This window comes from Pseudomonas sp. Irchel 3E13 (assembly GCF_900187455.1).
Lineage (GTDB): Bacteria > Pseudomonadota > Gammaproteobacteria > Pseudomonadales > Pseudomonadaceae > Aquipseudomonas.
Window position 1 is genome coordinate 276,413 of the sequence record NZ_FYDX01000004.1, and the last position, 25,410, is coordinate 301,822.

Annotated in this window: 22 protein-coding genes; 3 read left to right on the top strand and 19 right to left on the bottom strand. The window is 67.2% G+C overall.

The genetic code is table 11. The annotated features are described in order from the left end of the window. Positions 1–4: 4 nt before the first annotated feature. From CKW37_RS08155 to CKW37_RS08165, 3 genes are read left to right on the top strand one after another with little or no spacing between them, the layout of a single operon-like run. Positions 5–1,351 carry an MFS transporter gene (locus tag CKW37_RS08155; protein ID WP_095155178.1) on the top strand — a complete coding sequence of 449 codons (1,347 nt, stop codon included), beginning with the start codon at positions 5–7 and terminating at the stop codon, positions 1,349–1,351. Positions 1,352–1,372: 21 nt separating this feature from the next. After that, positions 1,373–2,557, top strand: a complete 1,185-nt coding sequence (locus CKW37_RS08160; RefSeq protein ID WP_095155179.1) for an acyl-CoA dehydrogenase family protein — start codon at positions 1,373–1,375, stop codon at positions 2,555–2,557. A 15-nt stretch (positions 2,558–2,572) separates the two neighbouring features. Next, positions 2,573–3,901, top strand: coding sequence for a M20 family metallopeptidase (locus CKW37_RS08165; protein ID WP_095155180.1), 1,329 nt, complete (start codon positions 2,573–2,575; stop codon positions 3,899–3,901). A 59-nt stretch (positions 3,902–3,960) separates the two neighbouring features. Here the strand turns inward: CKW37_RS08165 and CKW37_RS08170 are convergent, their stop codons facing one another. The 19 genes from CKW37_RS08170 to mnxG all read right to left on the bottom strand — a co-directional run bounded on the left by CKW37_RS08170 (position 3,961) and on the right by mnxG (position 24,978). Beyond that, positions 3,961–4,800 carry a CsgG/HfaB family protein gene (locus CKW37_RS08170; RefSeq protein ID WP_095155351.1) on the bottom strand — a complete coding sequence of 280 codons (840 nt, stop codon included), beginning with the start codon at positions 4,798–4,800 and terminating at the stop codon, positions 3,961–3,963. Between the two features lie 26 nt (positions 4,801–4,826). Then, positions 4,827–5,240: a curli assembly protein CsgF gene (locus tag CKW37_RS08175; RefSeq protein WP_095155181.1), complete on the bottom strand. Its 414-nt coding sequence runs from the start codon at positions 5,238–5,240 to the stop codon at positions 4,827–4,829. Next, entirely contained in the window at positions 5,237–5,632 is a 396-nt protein-coding gene (csgE, locus tag CKW37_RS08180; RefSeq protein ID WP_095155182.1) for a curli production assembly/transport protein CsgE, read from the bottom strand. Before csgE ends, CKW37_RS08175 begins: the two co-directional genes overlap by 4 nt. After that, on the bottom strand, positions 5,629–6,162 hold the full coding sequence (locus CKW37_RS08185) for a type II secretion system protein (RefSeq protein ID WP_095155183.1): 534 nt from the start codon (positions 6,160–6,162) through the stop codon (positions 5,629–5,631). The genes csgE and CKW37_RS08185 overlap by 4 nt, the downstream gene beginning before the upstream one ends. Further along, positions 6,137–6,511: a type II secretion system protein gene (locus CKW37_RS08190; RefSeq protein WP_095155184.1), complete on the bottom strand. Its 375-nt coding sequence runs from the start codon at positions 6,509–6,511 to the stop codon at positions 6,137–6,139. The genes CKW37_RS08185 and CKW37_RS08190 overlap by 26 nt, the downstream gene beginning before the upstream one ends. A gap of 5 nt (positions 6,512–6,516) precedes the next feature. Next, complete coding sequence (locus CKW37_RS08195) at positions 6,517–6,990, bottom strand: type II secretion system protein (protein ID WP_095155185.1); 474 nt, start codon at positions 6,988–6,990, stop codon at positions 6,517–6,519. Positions 6,991–6,993: 3 nt separating this feature from the next. Then, positions 6,994–8,826 carry a secretin N-terminal domain-containing protein gene (locus tag CKW37_RS08200; protein ID WP_095155186.1) on the bottom strand — a complete coding sequence of 611 codons (1,833 nt, stop codon included), beginning with the start codon at positions 8,824–8,826 and terminating at the stop codon, positions 6,994–6,996. After that, positions 8,823–9,323 (bottom strand): hypothetical protein, encoded by a 501-nt coding sequence (locus tag CKW37_RS08205; RefSeq protein ID WP_095155187.1) that lies wholly within the window; start codon positions 9,321–9,323, stop codon positions 8,823–8,825. The genes CKW37_RS08200 and CKW37_RS08205 overlap by 4 nt, the downstream gene beginning before the upstream one ends. Then, the gene (pilO, locus tag CKW37_RS08210) at positions 9,323–9,868 is read right to left on the bottom strand and encodes a type 4a pilus biogenesis protein PilO (RefSeq protein WP_095155188.1); all 546 of its coding nucleotides are present in this window, start codon (positions 9,866–9,868) and stop codon (positions 9,323–9,325) included. Before pilO ends, CKW37_RS08205 begins: the two co-directional genes overlap by 1 nt. Beyond that, positions 9,855–10,397 (bottom strand): pilus assembly protein, encoded by a 543-nt coding sequence (locus CKW37_RS08215; RefSeq protein WP_095155189.1) that lies wholly within the window; start codon positions 10,395–10,397, stop codon positions 9,855–9,857. Before CKW37_RS08215 ends, pilO begins: the two co-directional genes overlap by 14 nt. A gap of 1 nt (position 10,398) precedes the next feature. Further along, positions 10,399–11,184: a hypothetical protein gene (locus CKW37_RS08220; RefSeq protein WP_095155190.1), complete on the bottom strand. Its 786-nt coding sequence runs from the start codon at positions 11,182–11,184 to the stop codon at positions 10,399–10,401. Then, positions 11,165–12,868, bottom strand: a complete 1,704-nt coding sequence (locus tag CKW37_RS08225; protein ID WP_095155191.1) for a GspE/PulE family protein — start codon at positions 12,866–12,868, stop codon at positions 11,165–11,167. Before CKW37_RS08225 ends, CKW37_RS08220 begins: the two co-directional genes overlap by 20 nt. A 53-nt stretch (positions 12,869–12,921) precedes the next feature. Beyond that, positions 12,922–13,455 carry a response regulator gene (locus tag CKW37_RS08230; protein WP_095155352.1) on the bottom strand — a complete coding sequence of 178 codons (534 nt, stop codon included), beginning with the start codon at positions 13,453–13,455 and terminating at the stop codon, positions 12,922–12,924. 220 nt (positions 13,456–13,675) lie between these two features. Continuing rightward, positions 13,676–14,341 (bottom strand): SurA N-terminal domain-containing protein, encoded by a 666-nt coding sequence (locus tag CKW37_RS08235; protein ID WP_095155192.1) that lies wholly within the window; start codon positions 14,339–14,341, stop codon positions 13,676–13,678. A gap of 10 nt (positions 14,342–14,351) precedes the next feature. Continuing rightward, complete coding sequence (locus CKW37_RS08240; protein ID WP_095155193.1) at positions 14,352–15,878, bottom strand: ABC transporter substrate-binding protein; 1,527 nt, start codon at positions 15,876–15,878, stop codon at positions 14,352–14,354. A 3-nt stretch (positions 15,879–15,881) separates the two neighbouring features. Continuing rightward, complete coding sequence (locus CKW37_RS08245; RefSeq protein WP_095155194.1) at positions 15,882–16,544, bottom strand: SCO family protein; 663 nt, start codon at positions 16,542–16,544, stop codon at positions 15,882–15,884. Further along, the gene (locus tag CKW37_RS08250) at positions 16,537–17,187 is read right to left on the bottom strand and encodes an SCO family protein (protein WP_095155195.1); all 651 of its coding nucleotides are present in this window, start codon (positions 17,185–17,187) and stop codon (positions 16,537–16,539) included. Before CKW37_RS08250 ends, CKW37_RS08245 begins: the two co-directional genes overlap by 8 nt. A 21-nt stretch (positions 17,188–17,208) precedes the next feature. After that, positions 17,209–19,155, bottom strand: coding sequence for a YncE family protein (locus CKW37_RS08255; RefSeq protein ID WP_095155196.1), 1,947 nt, complete (start codon positions 19,153–19,155; stop codon positions 17,209–17,211). A gap of 15 nt (positions 19,156–19,170) precedes the next feature. Continuing rightward, positions 19,171–24,978, bottom strand: coding sequence for a manganese-oxidizing multicopper oxidase MnxG (mnxG, locus tag CKW37_RS08260; RefSeq protein ID WP_095155197.1), 5,808 nt, complete (start codon positions 24,976–24,978; stop codon positions 19,171–19,173). Positions 24,979–25,410: the final 432 nt, after the last annotated feature.

The window sequence follows — 25,410 nt, forward strand, 5'->3', positions numbered from 1 at the left end:
TCCGATGAGCACTCCCGGCAGCCTGTCCGCAACCTCGTCCGCCGCCCCCGCGGCGGACGCCACCGCCTTCGACCAGCGCCTGTACCGCAAGCTGGCGTGGCGCATCATGCCGTTCCTGTTCCTGTGCTTCGTGCTGAACTGGCTCGACCGGGTCAACATCAGCTTCGCCCACTTGCAGTTCAAGGCCGACCTGAACATCAGCGATGCCACCTTCGGCATCATCGTCGGGGTGTTCTCCATCGGCTACCTGCTGTTCGAAATCCCCAGCAACCTGTTGCTGGAGAAGTTCGGCGCGAAGAAGACCATGACCCGCATCATGATCCTCTGGGGATTGGTGACCATCGCCACCGCGTTCGCCCAGACGCCGGGGCAGTTCTACGTGTTGCGGATATTGCTGGGCGCCGCCGAGGCCGGCTTCTTCCCCGGCGTGATCCTGTACCTGACCTACTGGTTTCCGGCCGCGTACCGGGCGCGGATCACCTCGCGCTTCATCATGGCCATCGCCGTCTGCGGCATCGTCGGCGGGCCGCTGTCCACCTGGATCATGGGCCACTTCGCCGGGTTTGCCGGGTTCAGCGGCTGGCAGTGGCTGTTCGTGATCACCGGCATCCCGCCGGTGCTGGCCGGGCTGTTCGCCTGGTACTGGCTGGACGACAAACCGGCCAACGCCAAGTGGCTCAGCGAGGACGAAAAACGCGCCATCGAAGGCGCCCTGGCCCATGAACGGGCGAGCCGCAAACCCGGCGGTCACCAGCGTTTCGTCGAAGCGCTGAAAGACCGCAAGGTCTGGTTCATCACCCTCGCCTACTGCCTGACCATCATGTGCACCGGCAACGTCACCAACATCTGGGCACCGTCGATCATCCGCGACGCCGGGGTCAGCAACCTCGGCCAGCTCGGCCTGTTCTCGGCGCTGCCCTATGTGGTCGGCGTGGGGGTGATGCTCTGGGCCTGCCGTCACTCCGACCTGCACCAGGAGCGCCGCTGGCACTTCGCGCTGGGCGGTCTGACGGCAGCGCTGGCGATGACCCTGCTGCCCAACCTGATCGCCGGGCCCTGGTCGGCCATCGCCCTGCTGACCCTGATGACCAGCGGTTACCTGGTGGCGACGGCGGTGTTCTGGACCATTCCCACCTATTACCTGTCCGACCGCGCCCGCGCCGCCGGCCTGGCGCTGGTCAACTGCTGCGGGCAGATCAGCAGCCTGCTGACGCCGATCATGATCGGCACGATCAAGACCAACACAGGCGAAATCAGCCTGGCGCTGTACATCGTCGCCGCCCTCGTGGCGTGCGGCACCCTGATCCTGTTGTTCGGCGTTCCGCGCCAGGCCTTGCGCGATGCACCCTGATTTCCTTTTCGAGACTGACTCATGACCGATTACCTGGCACTGGCCACTGAACTGGCCACCCACATCCAGCCTGGCGCCGCCGAACGCGACGCGCAGCGCATCCTGCCCCACGCGCAACTGGACCTGATCCGCGAATCCGGCCTCGGCGCCGCGCGGGTCCCGGTCGAACTGGGCGGCGGCGATGTCAGCCAACTGGACGTGGCGCGGATTTTCATCACCCTGGCCAAGGCCGACCCGAGCGTGGCCCAGGCGCTGTTCCCGCACTTCGCCACCGTCGAGCACCTGCGCCTGATCGCCCATGAAGACCAGCAACGGCGTTACCTCGGCGCCTTCGCCGAGCGGCAACTGTCCTCCGGCGCCATCGCCGAACGCAGCGGCAAATTCCGCGGTGAAATCCACACCCGCCTGGAACGCCAGGGCGAGCGGCTGGTGCTCAACGGCAGCAAGTTCTACAGCACCGGCTGCCTGTTCGCCGACCTGCTGAAGATCCAGGCGGTGGACGAGGACGGCAACGCGGTCTACGTCATGCTGCCGGCGAACACCCCCGGCATCACCCTGCTCGACGACTGGGACGGCATGGGCCAGCGCATCACCGCCAGCGGCACCACCTTGCTGGAAAACGTCACGGTGCTGCCGGAGCAGGTGATTCCCCTGGCCGAGTGGTACCAGCGGCGCAACTACATCGGCGCCAGCGCGCAACTGATCCACTGCGCCATCGATATCGGCATCGGCCTGGCGGCGCTGGACGATGCCGTGGCGTGGTCGCGCACCGGCGCCCGTCCGGTGCGTGAAAGCGGTGTCGATCAGGCGCGCAACGACCCGTACATCCTGCACACCGTGGGCGATCTTTCCGCGGCGATCCACGGCGCCGAAGCGCTGGTGGAAAAGGCCGCGCTGACCGTCGACCTCGCCGCCCGCAGCCAGTTGCAGGGCCTGCTGGCCGGAGAAGAACTGGACGCCTTGCTGGCCCGTTCGTCGATCGCCGTGGCCGAAGCCAAGATCGCCTCGACCCGCGCCGCGCTGCATGTCTGCGAGCGTCTCTATGAAGTCGGCGGCGCCGCCACCACCCAGTCGCGCTACAACTTCGACCGCCACTGGCGCAACGCCCGCACCCACACCACCCACGACGCCGTGGCCTACAAGTACAAGGCCATCGGCGACTACCTGGTGAACGGCAACTACCCGCCGATCGCTTTCACTTACTGAGCACGGAACGTCCCCATGCCGCCGTACCGTAAAACGCTGGTTGCCTTGTTCCTCGGCCTGCTCGCGGGGCCGATCAGCGCCGCGCCGACGGCGCACTGGGGCGACCTCGATGCACGCATCGCCAAGGCCCTGCCCGGCGTGATCGCGCTTCGTCACGAAATCCACCAACACCCGGAACTGGGCAACCGCGAGGTCGAGACCGCCAAGCGCATCACCAAACGCCTGCGCGAGCTGGGCCTGGAGGTGCAGACCGGCGTCGCCCACACCGGCGTGGTCGGCATCTTGCGCGGCGGCAAGCCGGGGCCGGTGGTGGCGATCCGCGCCGAGCTGGACGCCCTGCCCCTGACCGAACAGACCGGCCTGCCCTTCGCCTCCACCGTCCGCGTCCCGGACCCGAGCGGTGACCTGCGCACCCGCGGCAAGGAAGTTGGCGTGATGCACGCCTGCGGCCACGACGCGCACATGGCCATGGCCCTCGGCGTGGCCGAAGTGCTGGCGGCGCGGCGCGACGAGCTGCCCGGCACCCTCAAGCTGATCTTCCAGCCCGCCGAAGAAGGCCCGCCGCTGGGCGAAGCTGGTGGCGCGAAACTGATGATCGAACAAGGCGTGCTGCAAAACCCGGCGCCGGCGGTGATCTTCGGCATCCACGTCACCGCCGGCACGGCCGGCACCTTCACCCTGAGCCGCACCCGCACCACCGCGGCGGCGGACACCTTCGTCGCCCGGATCAAGGGTCGCCAGACCCACGCCGCGTTCCCCTGGACCGGCATCGATCCGGTGCCCGTGGCGGCCCAGACCATTCTCGCCTGGCAGACCATTCCCAGCCGCCAGTCCAACCTCAGCGTGCTGCCGGCGCCAGTGATTTCGGTCGGCCGCATCGAAGCGGGCGACCGCCACAACATCATCCCGGCCGAAGTGCGCCTTGAAGGGTCGATCCGCACCGTCAGCGACGAACAGCGCGAAGACGTCCTCCAGCGCATGCGCCGCACCGCCGAAAAGATCGCCGAAGCTTCCGGCGCCAGCGCCGAGGTCGACTACCTGCCCGGCAACTACCGCGCCGGCCACAACGACACCGCCTTGGTGGACAGCCTGCTGCCGGTGCTGGAGCAGGTCTCCACCACTCCGGTGAAGCTCGATAACGGGACTTATGGCGCGGACGACTTCGCCGAATATGCCCGGGAGATTCCTGGCATCTTCATGCGCATGGGCGTTACCCCGCCGGCCTTGGCGGACAAACCGGTGTGGCCGACTCATTCGCCGGGGTTCCAGGTGGATGACCCGAGCCTGGCGGTGGGGATCCGGGCGTTGAGTCGGATGACGTTGAGTTATATGCAACGGCAGTGAGCCTAGAGGCCGCTATCGCTGGCTTGCCAGCGATGCGCCGCGCAAAGCGGCGCTCGATCTCAAGGGCGCTGATACTGCCCCAAATACCGCTCCAGCACCGCCTTGTCGCCACTGCCATCCCCCGCCACCTGCCAAAGCCGCCGTTCGATGCCCTGGGCCAGCAAATGCCCCACCGCCGCTTCGATCGCCGACAGCACGCAAAGCTGCGCCGGCTCGTTGGTGGTGTAGCCCACTTCCGCTTCCAGCAGTTTCTTGAATTCGATGAACTTGAACACCCCGGCGCTGCGCCCCACGGAGTAGATGGTCTTGCTGGTCATGACGTTGGCCAGCACCTGGCCGCTGCGCACGTCCACCGCCCGCAGGTTGACGGTGACTTGGTCCACCCGGTACTCGCGGGAGATGTCGATGCCGAGATAGCGAGCCCCTTCGCCGCCACTGCGCACGTTGGTGTCGTAGGCGATGATTCCGCCTTCGAGCATCAGGTTGGCCGCCTGCAACGGCGGCAGTTCGGCCTGGATGTTCAGCGGCGTATCCGGCTTTTTCTGCGAGGCGCGGATGATCTTGCGCTCGGTCAGCAGGTTCTGCAGCCCTTCACGCTCCAGCACCATGAACCAGCCGCTGGCCTGCAAGGCATCCATCAACATGCTCGCCGCGCCTTGGGTGACGCTGGTGGAAAAGGAGCTGGCCGGGTTCGGTTTGTACTGCCCGGTCTGGTCGCGAAAGCCATACACCACCGCCATCAGCCGACCCTTGGGGCGCGGCATGTTGAGCAGGTCATAGTAGGTCGAGGCGCGCGGGGTCAGGGTCGGGGTCTCGGTGTCATCGGCCGACATCGGTTCGCGCAGTCCGCAGCCTTGCAAGGCGGCCAAAATCAGCAGGGTGCCCAGTAGACATTTCATGTTCATCACTCCCCTTTCGGCCCGGCTCAAGGATTCAGCCCGTTGACCTGGATTTCCGACACTTCGCCCGTCGCCCGGTCGGTCACCTGAATGCTCAAGGCCCCGGAATCGTCGATCACGTTGATGATGAAGGAGTCGGTGGACATGCTGCCGCTGTTGCCATTGGCGATGTTGTCCAGCAACTGCGAGAGCATTCGCGACTCCAATTGGTTGCTGAAGCGCTCCAGGGCGGTGGTGCCGGTGTAGGCCGAGCGGCCGCCGATGGACGGGTCGTCATGGTCGTTCTGCGCCTGGGCGTTGTTCAGCAGCCAGGTGCCATTCAGCGGGTTGCCGCCGAACGACGGGTTGATCGGCGTGTGCACCAGTTCGGTGGCCGACGCCTGGGCGCAGGCCGCGAGGAATACGGCGCAGGCCAGACGGTGGGCGATGGTGGTGTTCATAGCTCGTCCCTCTCCAGATCGGTGGTGTCCTGCAGCAGCGACTCCAGCTTGCGCTGGATGACCTGCGCCTTGACCAGATCGGCGGCCTCATAGGCCGCGTCTTTGAGTTCTACGGTGTTGGGTGGCAGGAACCGCCGGTACACCACCCGTTGCTGATACTCGACCGACACCAGGCTGCCCCAGCGCGGATCCGGCTTTTCCCGTACCACCAGGTTGAAATCCAGGCGGCTGGTGGCACGCAGGCGCTCGGCGAAGCTGTAATAGAAGTCGTGGCCGATGTGGCTGATGGTGGAATCGACGATGAACCCCATCATCTCGTCCTCCTCGCCGCCCCGCGCTTGCGCCCCGAGCAGGGCCAGCGACAGCACGGCGACACACCGCCAGCGGTTCATCGCGCCGCCCCTGCTGCCACTCCGGCCGCCGCACGCCGGGGCGTCTCGCCGGTGAACGCCTGCTCGGCGACGAACTGCCAGTCGGCGTAATGCCCCAGTCCCTCGAAATCCGCCCACTGCGCGGCAAATCCGGACTGCTTGCGCGGCACACCCTGCGAGCGGCTATAGACCCCGGTGATGCGCCCGTCGATGGAACGCACCAGGCCCCAGTCGTCGCTGCCGGTGATCGGGTCCGGGTAAAGCCGGCGGAGGTGCCGCTTGAGGTTGGGAAAGCGCGAATCCTCCAGCAGTTCGTCCAGCGCCTGCGGGTACTGGGCCAGCCCCGGCGAGGCGCGGTAGTAGCTGCGCAGGGCCTGGGCGTACTGGCTGCCGACCCACAGCAGTTCCTGCTCGCGTTCGCGCAGCGCCTGGATCGACCAGAGTTGCCCGGCGGCGCCCATGGCCATGCCGCTGACGGCGATCAGCAAGAGCACGCCCAGGTAGGTAAAGCCGGCCTCGGCCGCCTTACCACTCGGCATAAAGGCTGCCATCGCGCGCCCTCCCGGTTGCACCGCTCTTGATATCGCCCACCGCGCCGGCCACGCCGTCGGGTGGCGGCAGCACCTGCCAGAGATCGCGGCGCTGGGTGATCGGGTCCAGCGGCGCGGCGCGCAGGTAGCGCTGCTCCACCAGTTGCTCCAGCGACTCGGGGTAATGCCCGGTGTCGCCGTAGTAGTGATCGAGCGATTCACGCAACACCGCCAGGCTCTGGCGCAGGGTGGTTTCCTTCGACTGCTCCAGGCTGCTGAAGTAACGCGGCATGGCGATGGTCACCAGGGTGGCGATGATCGCCATCACCACCAGCAACTCGATCAGGGTAAAGCCCTTGCTCTGGCGCATTGTCGTCACCACTGGCTGTAGGCGATGCCGTTGAGGCCCTTGCCGGGGGCCTGGGAATACACGTCGAACACGTCCTCGCCGGGGCGCGGGTTGTCCGCCCCGCTGTCGTAGCCACGCAGGCCCCAACCGCTGTCGTCGTCGCGCCCGACCGGGCGCAGCGGGTCATGGGGGATGCGCCGCAAGAAGTAGAACTTCGCGCCCTTGGCGCTGCGCACGTCGCGCACCCCGTCCACCAGCACCTCGAGGTTCGGCGGATAGCCGCTGGCGTTGAGGTTTTTCTCGATATAGCCGGCATCCCAGGCGCGCTTGTAGGCGTCGATGGCATCACGCAACTGGTAGAGCGCGGTCTTCAGTTCCTGCTCCTTGCCGCGCCGGATCACGGTTTCCGTCAGCGGCGCGGCGATGGCCGCCAGCAGGCCGATCAGGGCCAGGGTGATGACCACTTCGATCAGGGTGAACCCGCTTTGCGCGCGTTTCATGGCTCAGGGTCTCCCGGCGATCGAGGTGTCGCTCACCGCCGCATCCGGCGCCGGCTCGGCCATGTCGCCGGCACGGTTGAGGTTGCGGATCTGCAGGCTGGTTTCGGTGCCGGTGGCGAACTCCATGTCCGACGGGCTCTGGTACGGCAGGTTGCGCACGATGCGCGGGGTGATCGACAGCACCAGTTCGGACTTGCCGACATTGTCCTTGTTGCTGCCGAACAGCCGGCCCAGGCCGGGGATGTCGCCAAGGCCGGGAATCTTGTTGCCGCTGGCGCCGTGGTCATTGCGCACCAGCCCGGCGAGGATCTGCGTTTCGCCATCGTGCAGGCGCAGGCTGGTCTGGGCGTTGCGGGTATCGACCTGGACCGGGATGGTGCCCTGACGGGTCGGTTCCAGCGGCGTGGCGTTGCTGACTTCGAGCGCAATCTTGATCGCCACTTCATTGTTCAGGTGCACCACCGGGGTCACTTCGAGTTTCAGACCGACATCCAGGTAGGTGACGCTTTCGGTGATCACCGGGCCCTGGGTCGACGGCACCGAGGTAGCGCTGATGATCGGCACCCGCTGGCCGATGTGGATGCGCGCCTGCTCGCGGTTGCTGACGCGGATCACCGGGCTGGCCAGGGTGTTGATGTCGTTGTCCTGGGCGTTGATCTTCAGTTGCGGCGACGGCGCGATGGAAATCCGCGAAGAATTGATGCCGCGCAACTGGTTGAGCAGGCCCACGCCGGTGCCGTCGCTGTTGACCACGCCGAAGGTGTTGGGCCATTGCAGGCCGAGGTCGAGGATCCGCGAGCGGGCCACTTCCATCACCTCCACTTCCAGCACCACTTCCGGGTTGGACTGGTCCTGGGACTGCAACAACTTCTCGGCCATGCGCACGGCGTCGGGGGTGTCGCGCATGGTCAGGGTGTTCAAACGCTCGTCGACGAACACGTCGCGGGTCTTGAGCATGGTCTTGACCATGTTCAGCGCGGTGTTGGCGTCGATGCTGGTGAGGTAGAAGGTGCGCATCACCAGTTCCTGGTAATCCTTGGTTTTCTGCGGCGAGTCCGGGTAGATCAGCAGGGTGTTTTCATTCACCACTTTCTGGTGCAACTGGTTCTGCTCCAGCAGCAGCGCCACCGCGTCTTCGATACGCACCTCGCGGACGAAGATGGTCGCCTTCATGTCCGGGCGCAGGTCCTTGTCGAAGATGAAATTGAGCCCGGCGACCTGGGACAGCACCTCGAAAATGGTCTTCAGGTTGGCGTCGCGAAACTCCAGGGTCACCGGCCGTTCCAGCTTGCCGCGCAGTTGCGGGTTGGGCTGGGCGGTGCGCGCCTGCACCTGTTCGATGTCCTTGCGCAGGGCCAGGCCGCCCTGGTTCTGCGGGTCGAGCAGGAGCACCTCACGCATGTGCCGCTCGGCACCGAACAGGTCACCACGGCGCAGCGCCGCCTGGCCGAGGGCGGTGCGTTCGTCGATGTTGCGCAGTTGTTCGATCTCGCGCACCGCATCCTGGGCACGGCGGTTGTTCGGCTCCAGGGTCAGCACCCGGCCGTAGGCCATCCGCGCCCCGGCGAAATCGTGACGCGAGCGGTCGCTGTCGCCCTGGGTCAGCAGCGCTTCCACCGCCTTGGCCCGGCCCTGGGCCAGGGCGATATTCAGCTCGGTATCCCGCGGCGACTCGACCAGCGCCTGTTCGATCACGGCGATGCCGGCCTCGTATTGCCCTTCGGCGATCAGCGCCTGGCCGTCCTTGCGCACGGCACTGGTGCCGCAACCGGCGACGGCGACGAACAGCGCCAGCAGCAGAAACGGCGCGGGTTTGTGAACGACTGGCGAAATCATGGTGCGCTCCCTACAGACAAGGTCTGGGACAGGTGCATGGGCAGGTAGACCAGGCTCAGCTCGGTGGCGGAGATCTGTTCGATCCGGTAGGTGTCGTCGATCACATCGCCGCGACGCACGACGTAGAGTTTTTCCCCGGCTTGCAGGAACACGCGCTGGTCGTCGCGATCATCCAGGCGCCCGACGAACTGGAATGGCAGCGCCGGGGCCACCGGAAGCACCTCCAGCGGCGCCACCACCAGCGGCTGCTCGGTGACTGTCGCCAACACCGTGGCCGGCTTCCACTGCTTGCTGGCGAACAGGTCGCGGGGCGGCGTTTTCAGGGTTTCGCGCACCGCGGCCTGGGCCTTTGGCGCAGGGATGGCGCTGCGCGGGGCGGCGATCACGGCGGCGCTGTCGTCCGGCGCCTGCGTTTCGAAGAAAAACCCCGGTGCCCAGGCCAGGGCGCCCGATACACCGAGAAAAGCGGTCCAGCCCAACAGCCGCTGAGTGTTCATCACGACCTCGACAGGTAAAGGGTCATGCGGATGCGCCCGGTCAGCTCGCTGTCGCCGATCCGTTTGCGTTGCAGGTCGATGTCTTCCAGCACCAGCGCCGGCATCTGCGCCAGCAGGGCCTGGAGAAAGCGGCGGATCTGCGGGTAGCTGCCGCGCAGCGGCAGGAGAATCTGGTAGCGCGCAAGCTGGGTGTCCGGGTCTACGCCGAGGGCGTATTCGCCACGGGACAGGCTGATCTTTTCGTCCCGGGCCAGGCGGTACAGGCGCTCGATGGCTTCGGTGGCTTCCGGTTGCGCCGGCAATTGCTGTTGCAGGCCCTGCAATGGATCGACGCTGGCGGCGGCGGGCTGACGTTCGCCACGGCGGACCTGGGCGAGTTGTTCGCCGACCTCGTCGCTGCGCATTTGCAGGGCGTGCAGTTCCTGCCACTGAGCAAGCTGGCCGGCGCCGTGCAGCGCCGCGCCGAGCATCAGGGCGATGCCGGCCAACGGTGCCCAGCCGAGCCGCCGCAGGTATTCATGGACACGCAGACTAGAGACGCGCATCGCCGCTCTCCCAATGGGCCGACAGGTTGAACAGGACCGGACGCTCCGGCTGCTTGACGAGGATTTCGTGGTTCAGCAGCGACACGTCGTGCAGCTCGGCGCTGGCTTCCAGGCGTTTATGGAAGGCCAGCATGGCTTCCAGGTCGCGGGCTTCGGCGCTGATCCGCACCTGCCCTTTGCGCGCATCCGGGCTCAGGCTGAGCAGCGCGATATCCTCTTGCGGCAGCCCTTCCAGCAGGCTGAACAGGCTGTCCCAAGGGCGCTGCAATTGCTGCGTCAAATTGCGCATCCGCGCCAGTTTCTGCGCCTGCTCACGGCTCTGGGCCGGGGTCAGCGCGACGACGTCGCGGGCGCGCAGGCCCAGTTGCTGTTCGGCCTGACGCACCTGTTGGTGCAGTTGCGCCTGTTGCCCATCGAGCTGGTGTTGCCAGGCCAGGCTGGCGAGCAGCAGGCCGGCGCCGAGCAGCAGCGGCGCCCAGCTCAGCGGGCCGCGCCGTGGCGGGATGAAGTCGAGCTGCAGGCGGCCCATGTCAAGCCACCACCCGGGCCATGCTGGGCAACAGCGCGGCGGGCTCGTCCAGTTCCAGCAACTCCACCGCGTCCAGCAACGGCTTCGGTGCGCGGCGTGCCGGCGCATGCACGAACAGGCGCAGGTCGGCCTGCCCGGCGTGCAGGTTGCACTCGCGGGCCAGCAACGCCGCCAGTTCCGGGTCGCTGTCGCCGACGCCCTGGCTGCGGATCTGCTGCCAGCCGCCGTCGCGTGCCAGCAGGTAGACACAGCGCTGCGGCTCGGCGAGGGCAAAGAGAAAATCGTTGCCCGGCACCTGCCCGGCAAAGTGGTTCCAGGCCGCCATCAGGTACGGCTGCACCGCGTCCAGTTTCAGGTGCGCGGCGCGGCAGCGAGCGTCGAGCCCTTGCAGCAGCGCTTCGGGCAGCGCCGCGGCAATCCGCGCGCAACCGGCGGGCTCTGGCGACAGGACGATCGCCCAGTCATCCAGCGCCTGCCCGTAGCAGCGTTCGAAACAGGCGCGGGCGTAGACCTCGAATTCCTGCGGCCGGGTGATGCCGTCGCTCCACGGCACCAGGCAGAAGCGGCAGTACTGCGCCGCAACCACCACGCTCAGGCGCCCGCCTTTGCCGGCGTGGCTGGCGAGCAGCGTGGCGAGGGCGTCGAGGGCGACCTCGGCGAGGTGTTCGCGTCCGGCGTCCACCGCAACGCTGGCCAGCCAGTGCTGCTGGCGGCCCTGGCGACGGCACAGGCCGACACCCTGGGCGCCGAGCACGGCGACGAATCGATCAGGCGATAAACGTGACACGATTGATCTCCTCCAGGGTGGTGCGGCCCTCACGAACCAGTTCCAGCGCCGAGCCGCGCAACAGGCGCAGGCCGCGCTGGCAGGCATGGGCCTTGATCCGGGAAAGGGGCTGGCGTTCGACGATCATCTGCCGCAGGTCGTCGTCCAGGTGCAGCAGTTCAGCGATGGCCGTGCGCCCGCGATAACCGCTGCCACGGCACTGGCCGCAACCGGGGGCCTGAACGAATTGCCAACCCTCGACCGGCGTCGTGCCCAGGCCCGAAGCGGCCAGTTCTTCGGCGTCCGGCTGGTGGGGTTGGGCGCAGTGCGGGCAGACCAGGCGAATCAGGCGCTGGGCAAGCACGGCGTTGAGGGCGGAGACGAAGCTGTAGGGATCGACCTGCATCTGGCTGAAGCGGCCGATCACATCGAAGACGTTGTTGGCGTGGATGGTGGTGAACACCAGGTGCCCGGTGAGCGCCGACTGCACGGCGATCTGCGCGGTGTCCGGGTCGCGGATTTCGCCGACCATGATCTTGTCCGGGTCATGGCGCAGGATCGAGCGCAGGCCGCGGGCGAAGGTCAGGCCCTTTTTCTCGTTGACCGGGATCTGCAACACCCCCGGCAACTGGTATTCCACCGGGTCTTCGATGGTGACGATCTTGTCGTGGCCGTGGTTGATCTCGCTGATCATCGCGTACAGCGTGGTGGTCTTGCCGCTGCCGGTGGGGCCGGTGACCAGGATCATGCCGTAGGGTTCGCCCGCCAGCCGGCGCAGGCTGCGCAGGGTCTGTTCCTCGAAGCCCAGGGCCTGGAGCTGCACGCCGCTGACGCGGTCGGCCAGGTCCTGCTTGTCCAGCACCCGCAACACCGCGTCCTCGCCGAAGATGCTGGGCATGATCGACACGCGAAAATCGATCTGCCGGGCGCTGATGCCGATCTTGAAACGGCCGTCCTGGGGCACGCGTTTCTCGCCGATATCCAGCTCGGCCATGACCTTGATCCGCGAAATCACCTGGTCGGCGAACTCGCTGCCGCTGACCTTGCTGATGGCGGTGAGCACGCCGTCGATGCGGTACTTGATCACCAGCCCGCTGCCGGTGACGCCGAGGTGGATATCGCTGGCGTGCATTTTCAGCGCGTCGTAGAGCGTCGAGTTGACCAGCTTGACCACCCGGCTCTGGTCTTCGCTGATGCTGGTCAGCGACAGGCTCTGTAGCGCCTCGGTTTCAACGCCGCCCTCGGCCTCGCTGCCGAGCGAGTCGACGGCGTGGAAGTTTTCTTCCTGGCGGGCGAGAAACAGCGCCAAGTCCGCGGCTTGCGCCAGGTACAGCGGCGCGCCTTGCAGGTGCTCGTCGATCCAGGCCAGGCGCTCGCCGTCGAACGGATCGGCAAACACGCCGGCGCGCTGACCGTCCAGTTCGACAAGAATGAATTCGCGCTTCAGGCACTGGGCCAGACTGACGTGAGTGAACAGCGGGGTGGCGGTGAGCAGGCGCTGGCTGTCCAGCACCGGGTAATGCAGGTGGCTGCCGAGCGCCGCGACGAAGTCGGCGGGCGCCAGGGCGGCCAGGCTGCGCAGGCAATCGAGCAGGCGTTCGCCGCTGTGCCCGGCCTGTTCGCGGGCCTGGCCGAGCAACGTACGTTCAAGGGTTGCCGGGGTGACGGCGGTTGCCGGGGGTACAGCGAGCGACACGGGTTCCATGGCCTGCTCTCCAACGCACGAGGCGCGGCGAGCCGGGGTCGGTGTGCTCGCGCCTACTCCCCGGTGAGCAGTTGATCGTCGTCGGGTGGGGGCGGTGCCGCGCCGTTGCGTCGTCTATCCGCCATAACCCAGGTGCCGTCATACAACTGCAAGGGGAAACTCTCGTTTGCGCTCCGGCGGCGTTCGACGAAACCCGTGTCCGTGTTGCTCCCGGCTCTGGACGTACGCGCGATACCCATCAGGTCGAAGACAGCGCGCGCCAGTTCCGCCAAGGGAAAGGGCTTGAACAGGATGTGACTGACGCCGAGCCGGGCAGCGCGCTCACGGACCTCAGCGGTCGGGTGCGCGGTGATCAACACGAAGTGGCAGTCCCTGTGCGAACGCACGGCCTCCAGAACCTGAAATCCCTCCATATCGGGCAAACGATAATCCAGCACGGTCACGTCGGGCTCGATGCGCTCGGCCAGGCCGATGGCACTTGCTCCGTCGTGGGCAACATGGACGCTCAGACCCTGTGCTTCCAGGTAAGCCTGGAGATTCTGCGCAAGCGTCTGTTCGTCATCGACTACCAGAACTGTCTTCACCAAGGTCGACTCCAAGAACATGCTGGTGCGGTTTCCCGATCCGGCTGAGTGCGGCCTTGTAGAGGCTTACGCACGCTTCATGCCAGACCCGGCCGGCGATTTATGACGGTGTTAACCCGTTGATTCTGTTGCTTTTGCCCTTTCACTCCAAGGCCGCTGCCCCCAACCCCGGGGACAGCATGGCACCTTGCCCCTCCACTTCCCCCAACACTGGGGAAGCCCCTCACCGGGTATCGGCCCGCTCGATCCGGGCTTCGGCCCGCAGACGCTGCAACGCCGCCTGGCGGGCCTGCGCCTGCTGTCGTTCGAAGAGGAGGTTGTGGGTCACTGCGAGTCCCTGCTCTCGTTCGACCGGGCTTTCGTCCTGTTGGTTCGAGCCATTTGCCGCGGTTTGTCGGCGCTCCCGATGGAACGCCAACACCTCTTCATCCGTGGGCGGCGAGACCTGGCCAAGCAGTGAATACACCTGCTGCGCGGCGATCTCATGACGAGTGTAGTCGGCGAACGAAGCCTCATCGAAGCCGGCATCGGCCAGGGCGCGGGTGAAACCGGCGCTGTCGGGGAAGGCCCGGCGCAGCTCTTCGAGCCGCGCGTGCACGGCCGCTTCGTCAACCTCGATGCCACGCCGGCGCGCTTCCTGCCAGAGCAGCTCCTTGGCGATCAACTGCTCCAACGCCTGTTCGCGCAGGCGCTGGTACAGGCTCGGGCTGCGGATGCTGGTGAGGGCGCGGCCCTGGTCTTCCAGGTACTCGGCGAAATAGCGCTCCACGCGCAACGCGCTGATGCCCACGCCGTTGACCCGCACCGCCGCGTCCCCGCCCTCCTCGGCCTTGAGCAGAAACGCCTGGGCCGCGGCGATCAGCACCAGGATCAACAGGAATATCTTCATCGCACACCTCTCATGGCCGATCGGCCGGACGGGTATAAGACGCCACCGGGTAGAACAGCGGCCCGGGCATCGCCAGGGTGACCACATGGGCGCCCGCCAGGCCCTGGCGCCGGCCGGGGCCGAACCCCAGCGGCGGGGTCAGGCCGGTGTCGATGTCGTGCAGGCTTTCCAGGGCGTTGACCAGCTTGTCGCGGCTGGCATCGCGGCCGGCGCGCTTGAGGCCCTCTTCCAGCAGCACCATCGAACACCAGGCGCCGACCTGCAGCAGCGCCTGGCGCCCGTCCAGCCCCTGGCGACGGCGCAGGTCGTTGAGCGCCGCGCGACCGGCCGGGCTCCAGTCGCCGGGCACGAAGGGATAGGCCAGGAACACCCGCCGCGACCACTGCTCCGGCACCTGCATCAGCTCGCCGGCGACCTGGCTGGACGCGGCGAACAGGTACGGCGTGCGGCCTGCGGCCTGGAGCGCGGCGGTCAATTCGCTGAAGGCCGGCGCCAGGCCGAGGAAAAACACCGCCTCGCCCGCCACCGCCCGGCCTTCGAACGGCTGCAGTTGCAGTTGCGTCCAGCCGCGTTGTTGCAGGTCTGCCAGCAGCAAGCGGCCCAGCGCGGCGTGGGCCGGGTCGCTGTAGAGGATGCGCGCCGGGCGCTGGCGCAGGTCGAGGGACGCCGCGGCGTAGTCGGCCAGGCTCAGCAGTTGCTCGTGCAACCCCGGCAGCGGATCGAAGATCTGCCGGCTGTCATTTTCCTCGGCCCGGGCGCCGATCAGCGGCACGCCGGCCTGCTCCAGGCGCGCGGCGAGGGTGTCGTCCAGCGCCGGCGCCAGCGGCATGACCAGGGCGAACACCTGCTCCTCATCGAGCAAGCGGGTCAAGGCCGCCTCGGCGCTGGCCTGGTCGGGGCCGGGGTCGATCACCGACAACTGCAAGGCGCGGCCATGAATGCCGCCGCTGGCATTGATCGCCTCGATGCGCCCGGCGACGATCGCCCGCACCACCCGCGCCGCCTCCGCCAACTCGCCCTCCGCGGGCAATAGCGTGCCGAGGCGCAGAAACTGCTCTTCGACGCCGGGATCGTGATCCTCGGCCAGGCGCTTGAGGTACGCGGTGAGGTTGCGCTGGTCGGCCATGGACAGGGAAAAGCGCGGCATGGCCGGGTCCAGGCGGTTGCCCGCCGGGTCGCGGCCTTCCTGAATGGCCCGGGCCAGGCTGGCATCGCTGTAGGCCGGGTAGCGGCGGCCATTGACCAGACGTTCACCGCCCGCCAGCACCAGCCGCTGCCAGCTCAGCTCGGGCGGGCGTACCCCGCCTTCGGGGCGGCCACGGCCATCGCGGCCATGGCAGTTGGCGCAGGGCACCACGCTGGCCGGGACCTGCATGTCCGCCGCGCCAACCAACGCGGTGACCTGCCCATCGGCCGCCGCCACCCCTTCGCGGTACAGGCGCTGGCCCGCGGTTTCCTGCTCGTTCAGGTCGAGGGCGAGCGCGGCCTGGCCGACGCTCAGCGCGGCCAGCAGCAGCGTGGCGCACAGGCGCTTCATGATTCAGCGCCCGGCCAGTGGCAAGGTCATCAATTGCAGGCGCTGGGCGATGGCCGCCGGCGGCGCGTCCGGGCGGATCTTGCTCCAGCGCTTGCCGGCCACGTCGCCGGCGATCAACTGGGTGGAATGCTGTTCAGGGCTGGGCAAGATGTGTCCGAGGCGCCCCAGCACCCGGTCGATATCGGCCTGGGCGCCGGTGAGGAACAGCCAGTTCGGCCCGTCCACGCCCTGCTGCCCGGCGAAGCGCTTGAGCACCTCGGGGGTATCGTTGGCCGGGTCGCTGCTGATGGAAATGAAGGTCACCTCGGCGGCCTTGTCGCCCAGCGCTTCGCGGACCTCGCGCAGCTTGCGGGTGATCAGCGGGCAGGCATCGTTGCAGTGGGTGAAGATGACGTTGAGCAGCACCACCTTGTCTTTCAACACGTCGCTGTAGAAACGCAGGCGCCGGCCGTTCTGGTCCAGCAGCTCGGTGTCGGTGAAATACGCCTGGGCATCGCGGGTGCCGCCCGCGACTGGCGGCGGCGCGGCGGCCGCCGGTTCAGCGGGCGCTGGCTTGGCATGGCCGTCGTGGGCCATGGCGACGCTGGCGAAAATCCACAGGCAGGCGCCGAGCACCAGCCAGTCGAGGGGCTTCATGCCGGGGCGACGCAGGCTGACTTCACTCATGGCTGTGCTCCTGGGCAATCGCGGTGTGGCGGGCATGGACCCGGCGGGCGCTGAGGCGATCGACTTCGCCGACCAGCTTGTCCGGGTCGGTGAAACCGTAGAACCGCGTCCAGTGACCGGTGCGGCCATCGCCCACGAGAATCAGCGGCGGGTGGTTGCTCAGGTCGGCGCTGAAGCTGCCCAGGCCCTTGAGGGTTTCGGTCACCGCGTAAGGCGTGCCGGTCAGCCAGCGCCAGCCCGGCCCGTGCTGGAAGGCGCGGGCGTAGTCGTTCAGGCGTTTCGGGTCGTCGTGCTGCGGATCGACGCTCAGCGACACCAACTGCACCTCGTCACCGACCCGCCCGCCGAGGCGCTGCTGGACCTTGCCCATGATCGACGAGACCACCGGGCACACCGTGGTGCAGCGGGTGTAGATAAAACCGATAACGGTAATGCGGTCGCCGACCAGGTCTTTTTCCAGGCGCACCGGCATGCCGTCCTGGTCCAGCAGGGCGACATCGGCGAAACGCACCTGGGTCTTTTCCTGATGGGCCGCGGGGGCGTCATGGGCGGAATGATCGACGCCGCCGTGGGCGTTAACCGTGGAGATGGCGCCGGCCAACAGGCACAGGGCCAGGACACTGCGGGCTTTGACGGATTTCATCGCGCGTTCCTCGTGCTGGGGTCATTGCGCCTTGGCGGGCAGCACCCGCAGGCTGGTGTAGTTTTTCTCGGCGAAGGCATCGCCCAGGGACGGCGCCTGCACATGCAAGTACCAGGCGCCGGCTTCGCTCAACTGCAGCGCGGCCTGGTAAACGCCCTCGCCGACTTCCTCCACCTCGCTGCTGCGGGCCCGCGACGACGGCGCGAGGAAGTAGCGCAGCGACAGGTCGCGCACGCCCTCGCGCGGTTCGCCGCTGCCTTCGAGCAGGCGAAAACGCGCCACGAACGGGCTGCCCTGCCGCACCACCGGGCGATCCATAAGGAACTCCACCCGTGGCGTGCGGCGGTGGGCGGCGTCCGGCGCCGCGGCGACCGCGGTGCTGAAGCAATGAATGATCTGCGGTTGGTTGAGCAGGAAGGCGACGTCGAAATCCCCCGCCGCCGGCAGCTTCACCGTCGAGCTGTAGACCCCCGGCGCCACCTCGCGCAGGCTGCGGTCGATGACCAGCGCGGCGCGGGCGTTGGCGCCGCGGTTGGCGTAGCCGGACATCGGCGCGTTCATGCCCTCGGCGTAGAAATAGGTGGTGTTGTCCACCGGGTTGACCACGAACACCGAGTTCTCATCGCGGGCCACCGCCAGGCCCTGGGCCAGCGGCAGGTCACCGGCCTGGCGCGGCGCGGCCGGACCGGCGTCGAAACCCTGGGTGATCGGCGTGCGCCCCTCGCCCAGGCTCGACAGGTTGATCATGGTCACCTTCGGCGACGCCAGGCCGCGCACATAGGCGTAGGCCTGGGTGAACGTCACTTGGTACGGCTCGGCGGCGACGTCGAGGTTGTGCAGCAGGCGGTCGCTGCCGGCATCGATCACCACCGCGCGGTTTTCCAGGGTGTTGAGGACGATGCCGTAACGCCCGTCGCGGCTGAAGCGCATCGGCCCCAGCCCCGGTTGCGCCTGGATGCGGCTGCGCAGGCCGTGGTTGCGGGCGTCGATCACGCTGATGCTGCCGTCGCGGCCGTCGGCCACGTACACCGCCTGGGACAGCGCGGAATACGCCACCGACAGTGGATGCGGGCCGACCTTGAGGGTTTTCAGCAGGCTCAGGTCGCTGCTGTCGATCACGCTCAAGGTGCCGCTGTCGCGGTTGCTGACGAAGGCGTAGCGCGAGTCGTGGCTGAAGGCGATTTCATGGTGGCCCTTGCCGGTGGGAATGAATTTGAGCAGCGCGCGCTTCTGCGTGTCGATCACGCTGACGCCGCTGTGGGCCTCGTCACCGGCGTTGTTGCCGACCCACAACAGGCGCTGGTCGGGCTGCAGCGCCACCCGCACCGGTTGCTGCCCGGCGGGCAGGTCTTCGACGTGCTGGAAGGTGGCGGTGTCGATCAGCGCCACCTTGCCCGCCGCTGGCAGCGACACGTAGACCTGCTTGTCGTCGCTGCTGGCCACCCAGTCCATCGGCGTATCGCTCAGGCCGATGCGCGCCAGGGTGCTGGTGATCCCGCCGACCGAGACTGACGGGTCGATCACGGTGAGGCTGGCGTCCTTGTTCAGCACCAGCAGGAAGTAACTGTTGAGGTCCATCAGCGGCCGGGCGCCGATGCTGCTCTTGAGAAACAGCGCGACCCGCGCCTTGCAGCTTTTGTCACGGTCCCTGGCGGCGTCGCCGCTCAGTGCCGGGTCGATCCAGGCCCCCGGCGACACCCCGGACAGCGGCTGCCCGGAGTTCTGGTCGGTGACCTTGAAGCGGATGCTGGCGTAGCTGCCTTCGGTCAGGCCGCCGTTGCCGCCCAGCGGCGTGGCCTCGAACTCCACGGTGACGCCATCGCGGCTCAGGCGGCTGGCGCCCAGGTCGGGGCCGACCGCCAGTGGCGCGCGCGGGTCGCACCACAGGCTTTCGTAGGCGACGCCGATGCCCATCAGCAGCACGCCGGCCATCAGGCCCAGGTACAGCGGTTTGTTCTTCTTGTTCATGCGCCTGCTCCCTGATTACTGCGCCGGTGCCGTGGCGGGTGGGGTTTCGTTGGTGACCCGAAGGATTCCCCAAAGTCCCGAGGCATTGCCGTAGGCGGCGTAGTCGCGGAACAGGTAGTCGCCCGGGATGGCGTTGCCGCCGCCGGCGCTGGGGTGCATGAAGCTGAAATGCGCCGCCGGCAACACACTTTCCTGGGCGCCGATGTACATCGCCATCGGGTTGTAGGCGAAGCGCACCGAACCGATCCCCGGCAGGCCCATCGGGTAGCCGCCGGTGTCGGCTTTCTCCGGCTGCAGGGCATGCAACGGCCACAGGTGTCCGTCGAGCTGATAGGTGATGCCGCGGCTGCCGCCGGTCGGCATCAGCACATGGGTGCGGAACGGCTGGCCGGGCTTGGCCCACAGCACCGGGGTCTGTGGATCGCCGCCGACGAGCAGGTTGGCGTAGGCCATATGGGCGTTGCCAACGTCGGCCCAGCCGCTGCCATCGGCGTGGCCGAACGGCGCGTCCGGGGCCAGGCCGAAGCGGAACCACAGCGGTTCGCTCTTGTAGTTGATGGCCATGCCGGAGTTGTCCTTCGGATCGCCCGGCACGCCGTTGCCTTCGGTGTTGATGCCTTCCACCGGCCGGCCATCGGCCCAGCGCATGTTCAGGGCGCGCTGCCAGACCGTGGCGAAATCGCGGTAGGCGGCCTGCCCGCTGACCTGCACGGTGGCCGAGGCCCGGCTGGCGCTGTCTTCGGTCCAGGTGGCGTTGAGCGGCAGGATGCTCATGGCGCCGACCAGGCCTTTCTGACCCTGCTTGATCACATCTGCCGGGGTGATGTTGAGGCCACCGAACTCGATCGGCGTGGTGTTGATGTTGTCCACCGCGCGGCCCAGTTGCGACACCGGCTTGCCTTCACGCTCCAGGTGACCGGCGTAGTACTGATAGACCTTGTTCGGCCAGGCGCCGCTGTTGCCGGCCCGTGGCGGAACGGTCTGCACCGGGTTCTGGCCGACGTTGACGCCGTCCGACTTGGTGATGTCGTAGGCCAGCAACTGGGCGTGGAAACCGACATGGCTGGACGGCCGCATCAGGTTGTTGTTGAACGCCGTGGAGCCTTCGCTGCCGTTGCGGTCGCGCTTGACCACGTTCTGCATCGAGGCGGTGCTGGCGAGGTCCGGCATCACCAGCGGCAGGCGGTTTTCCAGGGTCACCTTGATGCATTCGCCGGCGGTGGCGCGCAGCACCAGTGGCTCGATCGGCACGCCGGGCTTGAGCTTGCCGGTGCTGGCGTCGAGGTCGGCCTTGCGCACATAGAGCACCGCGGTCGGGTCATGCAGCGGCCCGGCATGGCCGCCGATGGTGAAGACCTCGCCGTCTTCCGGGTCCATCACGCTGACCTGCGGGATCGCCGTGGCGCGGGTGTTGTAGGTCAGCGTGCCGCCATTGGCCTTGAGCGGCCCGCCGACATGCTGGGCAGCGCCGGCCGGGTCGGTGATGCTGACCGCCTGCGGGTTGCCGAGGATGTCGTTGGCCAGCGCCGCGACGATCTCGTAGCTGCGGGTGACCGTCGGCCGGGTGCCGATGCCGTTGGTATTGGCGGTGTAGCGCGGGCAGATGCCGTCAAACGCCACGGTGTTGCGCGCGGCCATCGGCTGCGGGTTGTTCGGCAAGGCGAACAGGTCGCTGCGGCTGTTGCTGTAGTTGCGCATCACGCCCCAGATGCCGTTCCAGTAACCCTCCAGCGAAGCATCCAGGGAATACAGGTAGTCACCGTTGGGCGCCGCCGAACTGGAGACCATCGACACCGGCGCCATAAAGCCCAGTTGCTCGGAAATACCGACCATCTGCGAGGCCTTCCAGCCCGAATTGGAACTGCTGCCGAAGCCCGAGCCGCTTTGCAGCCACTTGACGCCGTGCAGGGTCACGTTGTGTTCCTCCTCATGGCCGCCGGCGTGCATGCGCAGGCGCACGTTGTCACCGGAATAGGTGCGCAGCATCGGCGTGAACGGGTCGCCCGGCTCGGCGCCGGCCTTGTTGATATGCGGCGGGAATTGCGTGGTGCCGCCCGTTGGGCCGACCGCCTGGGTGATGGCTGCGGGCGACAGGTTCATCGCCGGAATCGCACGGTCGGTACGGGTTTGCATGGCGAAGGCGAGGTCGCCGGCCAGGCCGTCGGCTTGCATGCCGCGCTTGCCGTCCGGGGCGACCTTGTTCGGGTCGAACACCCGCAGGGCCAACGGCTCGTTGCGGTAGTTGACGACGAACATGCCCGGGTCATCCACGGAGATCGCCTGCGGGCACGGCCGGCTCGGGCAGCCCGGCGTCAGGCCGCCACGGGATTCCACCACCGACTCCAGCAGGTTCGAGGCTTTCTGCCGAACCGGCGGGTTGATTGCGTAGCGGAAGCTGTCGGCACTGGCCGGATAGGCCTGGGCGTTGGGGATGCCGTTGGGCCCGGCGCCGACATAGACGCCCGCCTCGTAGGCATGCTGGAAGTCGCTGTATTCCAGGAAGAACTCGCGGTAGCTGTCGTTGCGCCCGTCGCTGTCGAGGTCACCGGTGGCGATCACCGCCTGCCACGACGTCGGCCCGCCGTCCTCGCGTTGCGCTGTGTTGTACAGCGCCTCGCCGGTTTCGGCATGGAACCAGGTGGAATTGGCCGGTTCGGCAAGCACGGTGGCGTACAGGCCCAGTTGCTGGTGGGTCGATGGGCCGAGGTGGTCGTGGGTGAAGATGGTGCCCAGGCCACGGTCGACGTTGTGCACGTTGATCACCGGGTCGGTGAACCAGCGTTGCATCTGCGTGCGCGCGCCCAGCCAGTCGGCCCGGCCGTAGCGGCCGAAGAACGGGTGCGCCTTGGCTTTCGGGCATTCGGCGCTGCCGTCGCGCGGGTCGCTGCTCTGGCACTGGTTGAACGCGCGGATGGCGTGGATGCGCTCGACCACGGTGCCGGGCGAGAGAATGCCGTCCTCGTAGTTCCAGCCGTTGGCCGAGCCGTCGGCGGCGGTGAGGTCCCACTTGGGCAGGTGGATGTGCTGGCCGATCACATCGGTCGGCGTGCGCACCTGATAGTCATCCATCTCGTAGAACGCCGGGATGAGGTTGGTGTGCTGGTACATCACGCAGTCGAAGGTGTTCATGCGCATCACCAGCGGCTCCGGCGGACGCTGCTTGGTGATCACCGGCCAGGCGTCTTCCCACAGGGCGATGATGCGCGCCTGCGGGAAGTGGTAGCCGACCTTGTTGTACACGGCGTCGAACTGGATGTTGGCGCCCTTGTAGATACGTGGGCGGTCGGCGGTGAACGGCGACGAACCGGTGAAGCTCATGCCGTCCAGGCGCTCGCCACTGTGGTATTCGCCCAGTGGCGAGGCCTGGGTCAGGCGCTTGGCGCGGTCGTCCATGCACGGCTCGTAGTACGGCGCGCCGGCTACCGGCAAGGCGCCGTTGGTGCGGAAGGCCTTGGCCACCACCTGGCGGCCCGGCAACAGGGCGTAGCTGGGGTGTTCGGGTTTGGAGTGGAAGCGCATCGCCGCCTGCTCGACATCGGTGCCCTCCTCCGGCATGAACACCGCCTTGGCCCGGGTGATTTCCTTGGAGAAATCCAGCGCCGTGGTGGTGGCATGGGCTTCACCGCCCGCAGCCACGCCGTCCAGCGCATGCCGTGGCAAGCCGCCGTCCCAGCCGGCGGACTGGGCCGGATCGAGGTTGGCCCACAGGCTGTTGCCGCTGTCGCGCAGGCTGCGCGCCTTGTCGGTGTCGAGCATGTCCAGCGGCGGGGTCGGCGGCCGCTGGCCGACGGTGCTTTCCATGCCGCCGATCCAGAACGGATAGCCGGGGTTCTTCAGGCTGCCGTCGGCGTTGCGGTTGGCCTCGCCGCGATCGACCAGGACCACCGAGCCGATGGCGCGCAGTTCGCCGTCGTGGGCCGAATCGTCGTCATCGTCCTCGTCTTCAGGCTCGTCGTCGTCGTCATGACGGGCGACCAGCTCCGCGGCCATTTTCGGGATCACCGCGACCTTGCCCGGCATCGGCGCCATGGCCTTGCCCGGGAGCGGCACCACGGCGGGAATCGGCGTACCGGCGACGATCTCGCCATCAGGCAAAGCCCGCGCGCCCGCGGCCGGCTTGCCGCTGCGCAAGGCCCACGGCGTGGTGTGATAGCCATCGTTGCCCTGCGCCGAGACGTCCAGGCGCGTGCCTTCCTCGAACACATCGTGGACCCGCCACATGCTCCACATGCCCTGGGCGAAGTGCGGATAGAAATGGCAGTGGTAGATGGCGTCGCCGGCTACCCGGTTGCGGTTGCCCGAGCCGCCGTTGGCGATTTCGTAGGTGTAGCCGATGCCCGGGCCAATGCCCTGGGCGTCGACATAATCGGAGTTGTCGTCATTGGGGTTGAACAGCCACTGGTGCCCGTGCAGGTGGAAGATGTGCTGCTCGTGCCCGTTGTGGCTGTTGCGGAACTTGATGAAGTCGCCGATGTAGCTGTGGTTGACGTTGGCCGGCTCCGAGGGATAGAGCGCCATGGTCGCCTTGACCCCGGTGTCGCGTGGGTCCGGGACTTCACCGGGGCGGATGTTCTCGAGGCCGACGTTAGCCGGCACGTCCACCAGCATCGCCACGTCACCGACGGTGTGCGAACTGAGGAAGAATTCCTCGTAGGCGCAGGACAGGCAGTCGTGCATCGGCCCCACGCCAAGACGGTTGGCCACCACCTCGGCGCCCATGCCGCCGGAACCGTAGTTGATCATGAACGAGTCCCGCGCCGGCTCCAGCACATGGCCCATCACCGGATCCGACCAATAGCCGGGGAAGGCCTGGGTGGCGGCGGCCTCATCGGTGAAGATCGAGGAAAAATCGCGAAACGCCTCCAGCCGGTTGGGCAGCGCCGGGTTGCGCTTGCCGAGGCTTTCCAGCGGATAGGTCGAGGCCGGGAAACTGCCATCGGTGTTGGGGCCCATGACCACGGCGTCGGCTTCGCTGGAAACGATCTCGCTGCCATCGACCATCGCCACAATCGGCGCGCCGGCCTTGCCCTCGCTGATCCACGGCTCGCGCTGCGGATAGCGCGCCTCGTAGTCCACCACCGGCTGGCCGGTCGGCGCGCGGCCGGTGGTGGCCATGCGCATTTCTTCCTCGGTGAGGGTATTGCGGTAGCTGCGCCCGCCCTTGGGCAGCACGATCACCTGGCCGAACAGACCGTTGGCGACGTTGCCCGCGGCGCCCTCACCGCCGAAGGTCGCGCCTTTGCTGGTCGCGGCGAAAGCGCCTTCGCGCTCGGCATAAAGGGTGTAGGAACGGCTATTGCCCGGTGCCACCAGAAAGTTGCCATTGCGCCCGGTGAAGGCGGCGATGTCCTGGATACCGTTGACCGCCTGCAGGCCGTTGACCTGGAAACCGACATGGCGGTCACTGACCTGATCATCGACGATCGGGTCATGCTCGCCCTCGGTCTGGTCCTTGTTCGGATTGGCCTGATAGGCCAGCAGGTTGTGCAGATTGACCGTCAGGCAGTCCCCCGCCGCGACCCGCAACACAATCGGCCGCGGACGCTTGTCCGGGCGCAGCGACACCTTGCCCGGCACCGCCGCCCCGCCCTTGCTCAGCGGCACATCGTGCTCATCCACCACATCACGGCGCAGGGCGAACATCATGCCATTGGCGTTCTGCGCGCCGAGGCGGTTGAACATCAGCGGCTGGTCCAGCGCAACGACATTCGCCACCAGCGTTCGCTCGCAGCGGATCGCTGCCTGCGCGGACAACGGGATGGCCAATACAGCCAGGGCCAGGGACAACAGAGAGGGCAACAGAGTGCCTTTGACAGTGATCATCGTGGCGCGCCTCGGTCGGGACGTTTACAAGCCGTTTTGCAAGGCCCGCGCCAGAGTTTTTAGTTGTTGGTTTTCAAGGGGATAGGTGGGGGTTGTGAAGGGAACTGGGGAAAGGGGCCCGGGGATTACCCGGTTTTTGGGGAATTGGGGGGATGACGGTGGATGGGGATTTATAGGTGTTTGGGTGATGTGGTGGCTGGAAGGTGCATGTCGAGGTTTTTCAGCGCTCTCAAGATCGAGCGCCGCCCGCGCGGCGCATCGCGACGGTTCGGCGCCCCGACAAGCTCGCTCCTACAGTTGGTTGCAACGTGCCATGGCCTGTAAGAGTTGGGTTGCTAGCTCTTGGCGCATGACGATCAGTTGAGGAAGGCTGTTAGGGCTGACTCGATACCGCGTCGTACAAACAAGACGGTCAGCTATCGCCTGACAGAC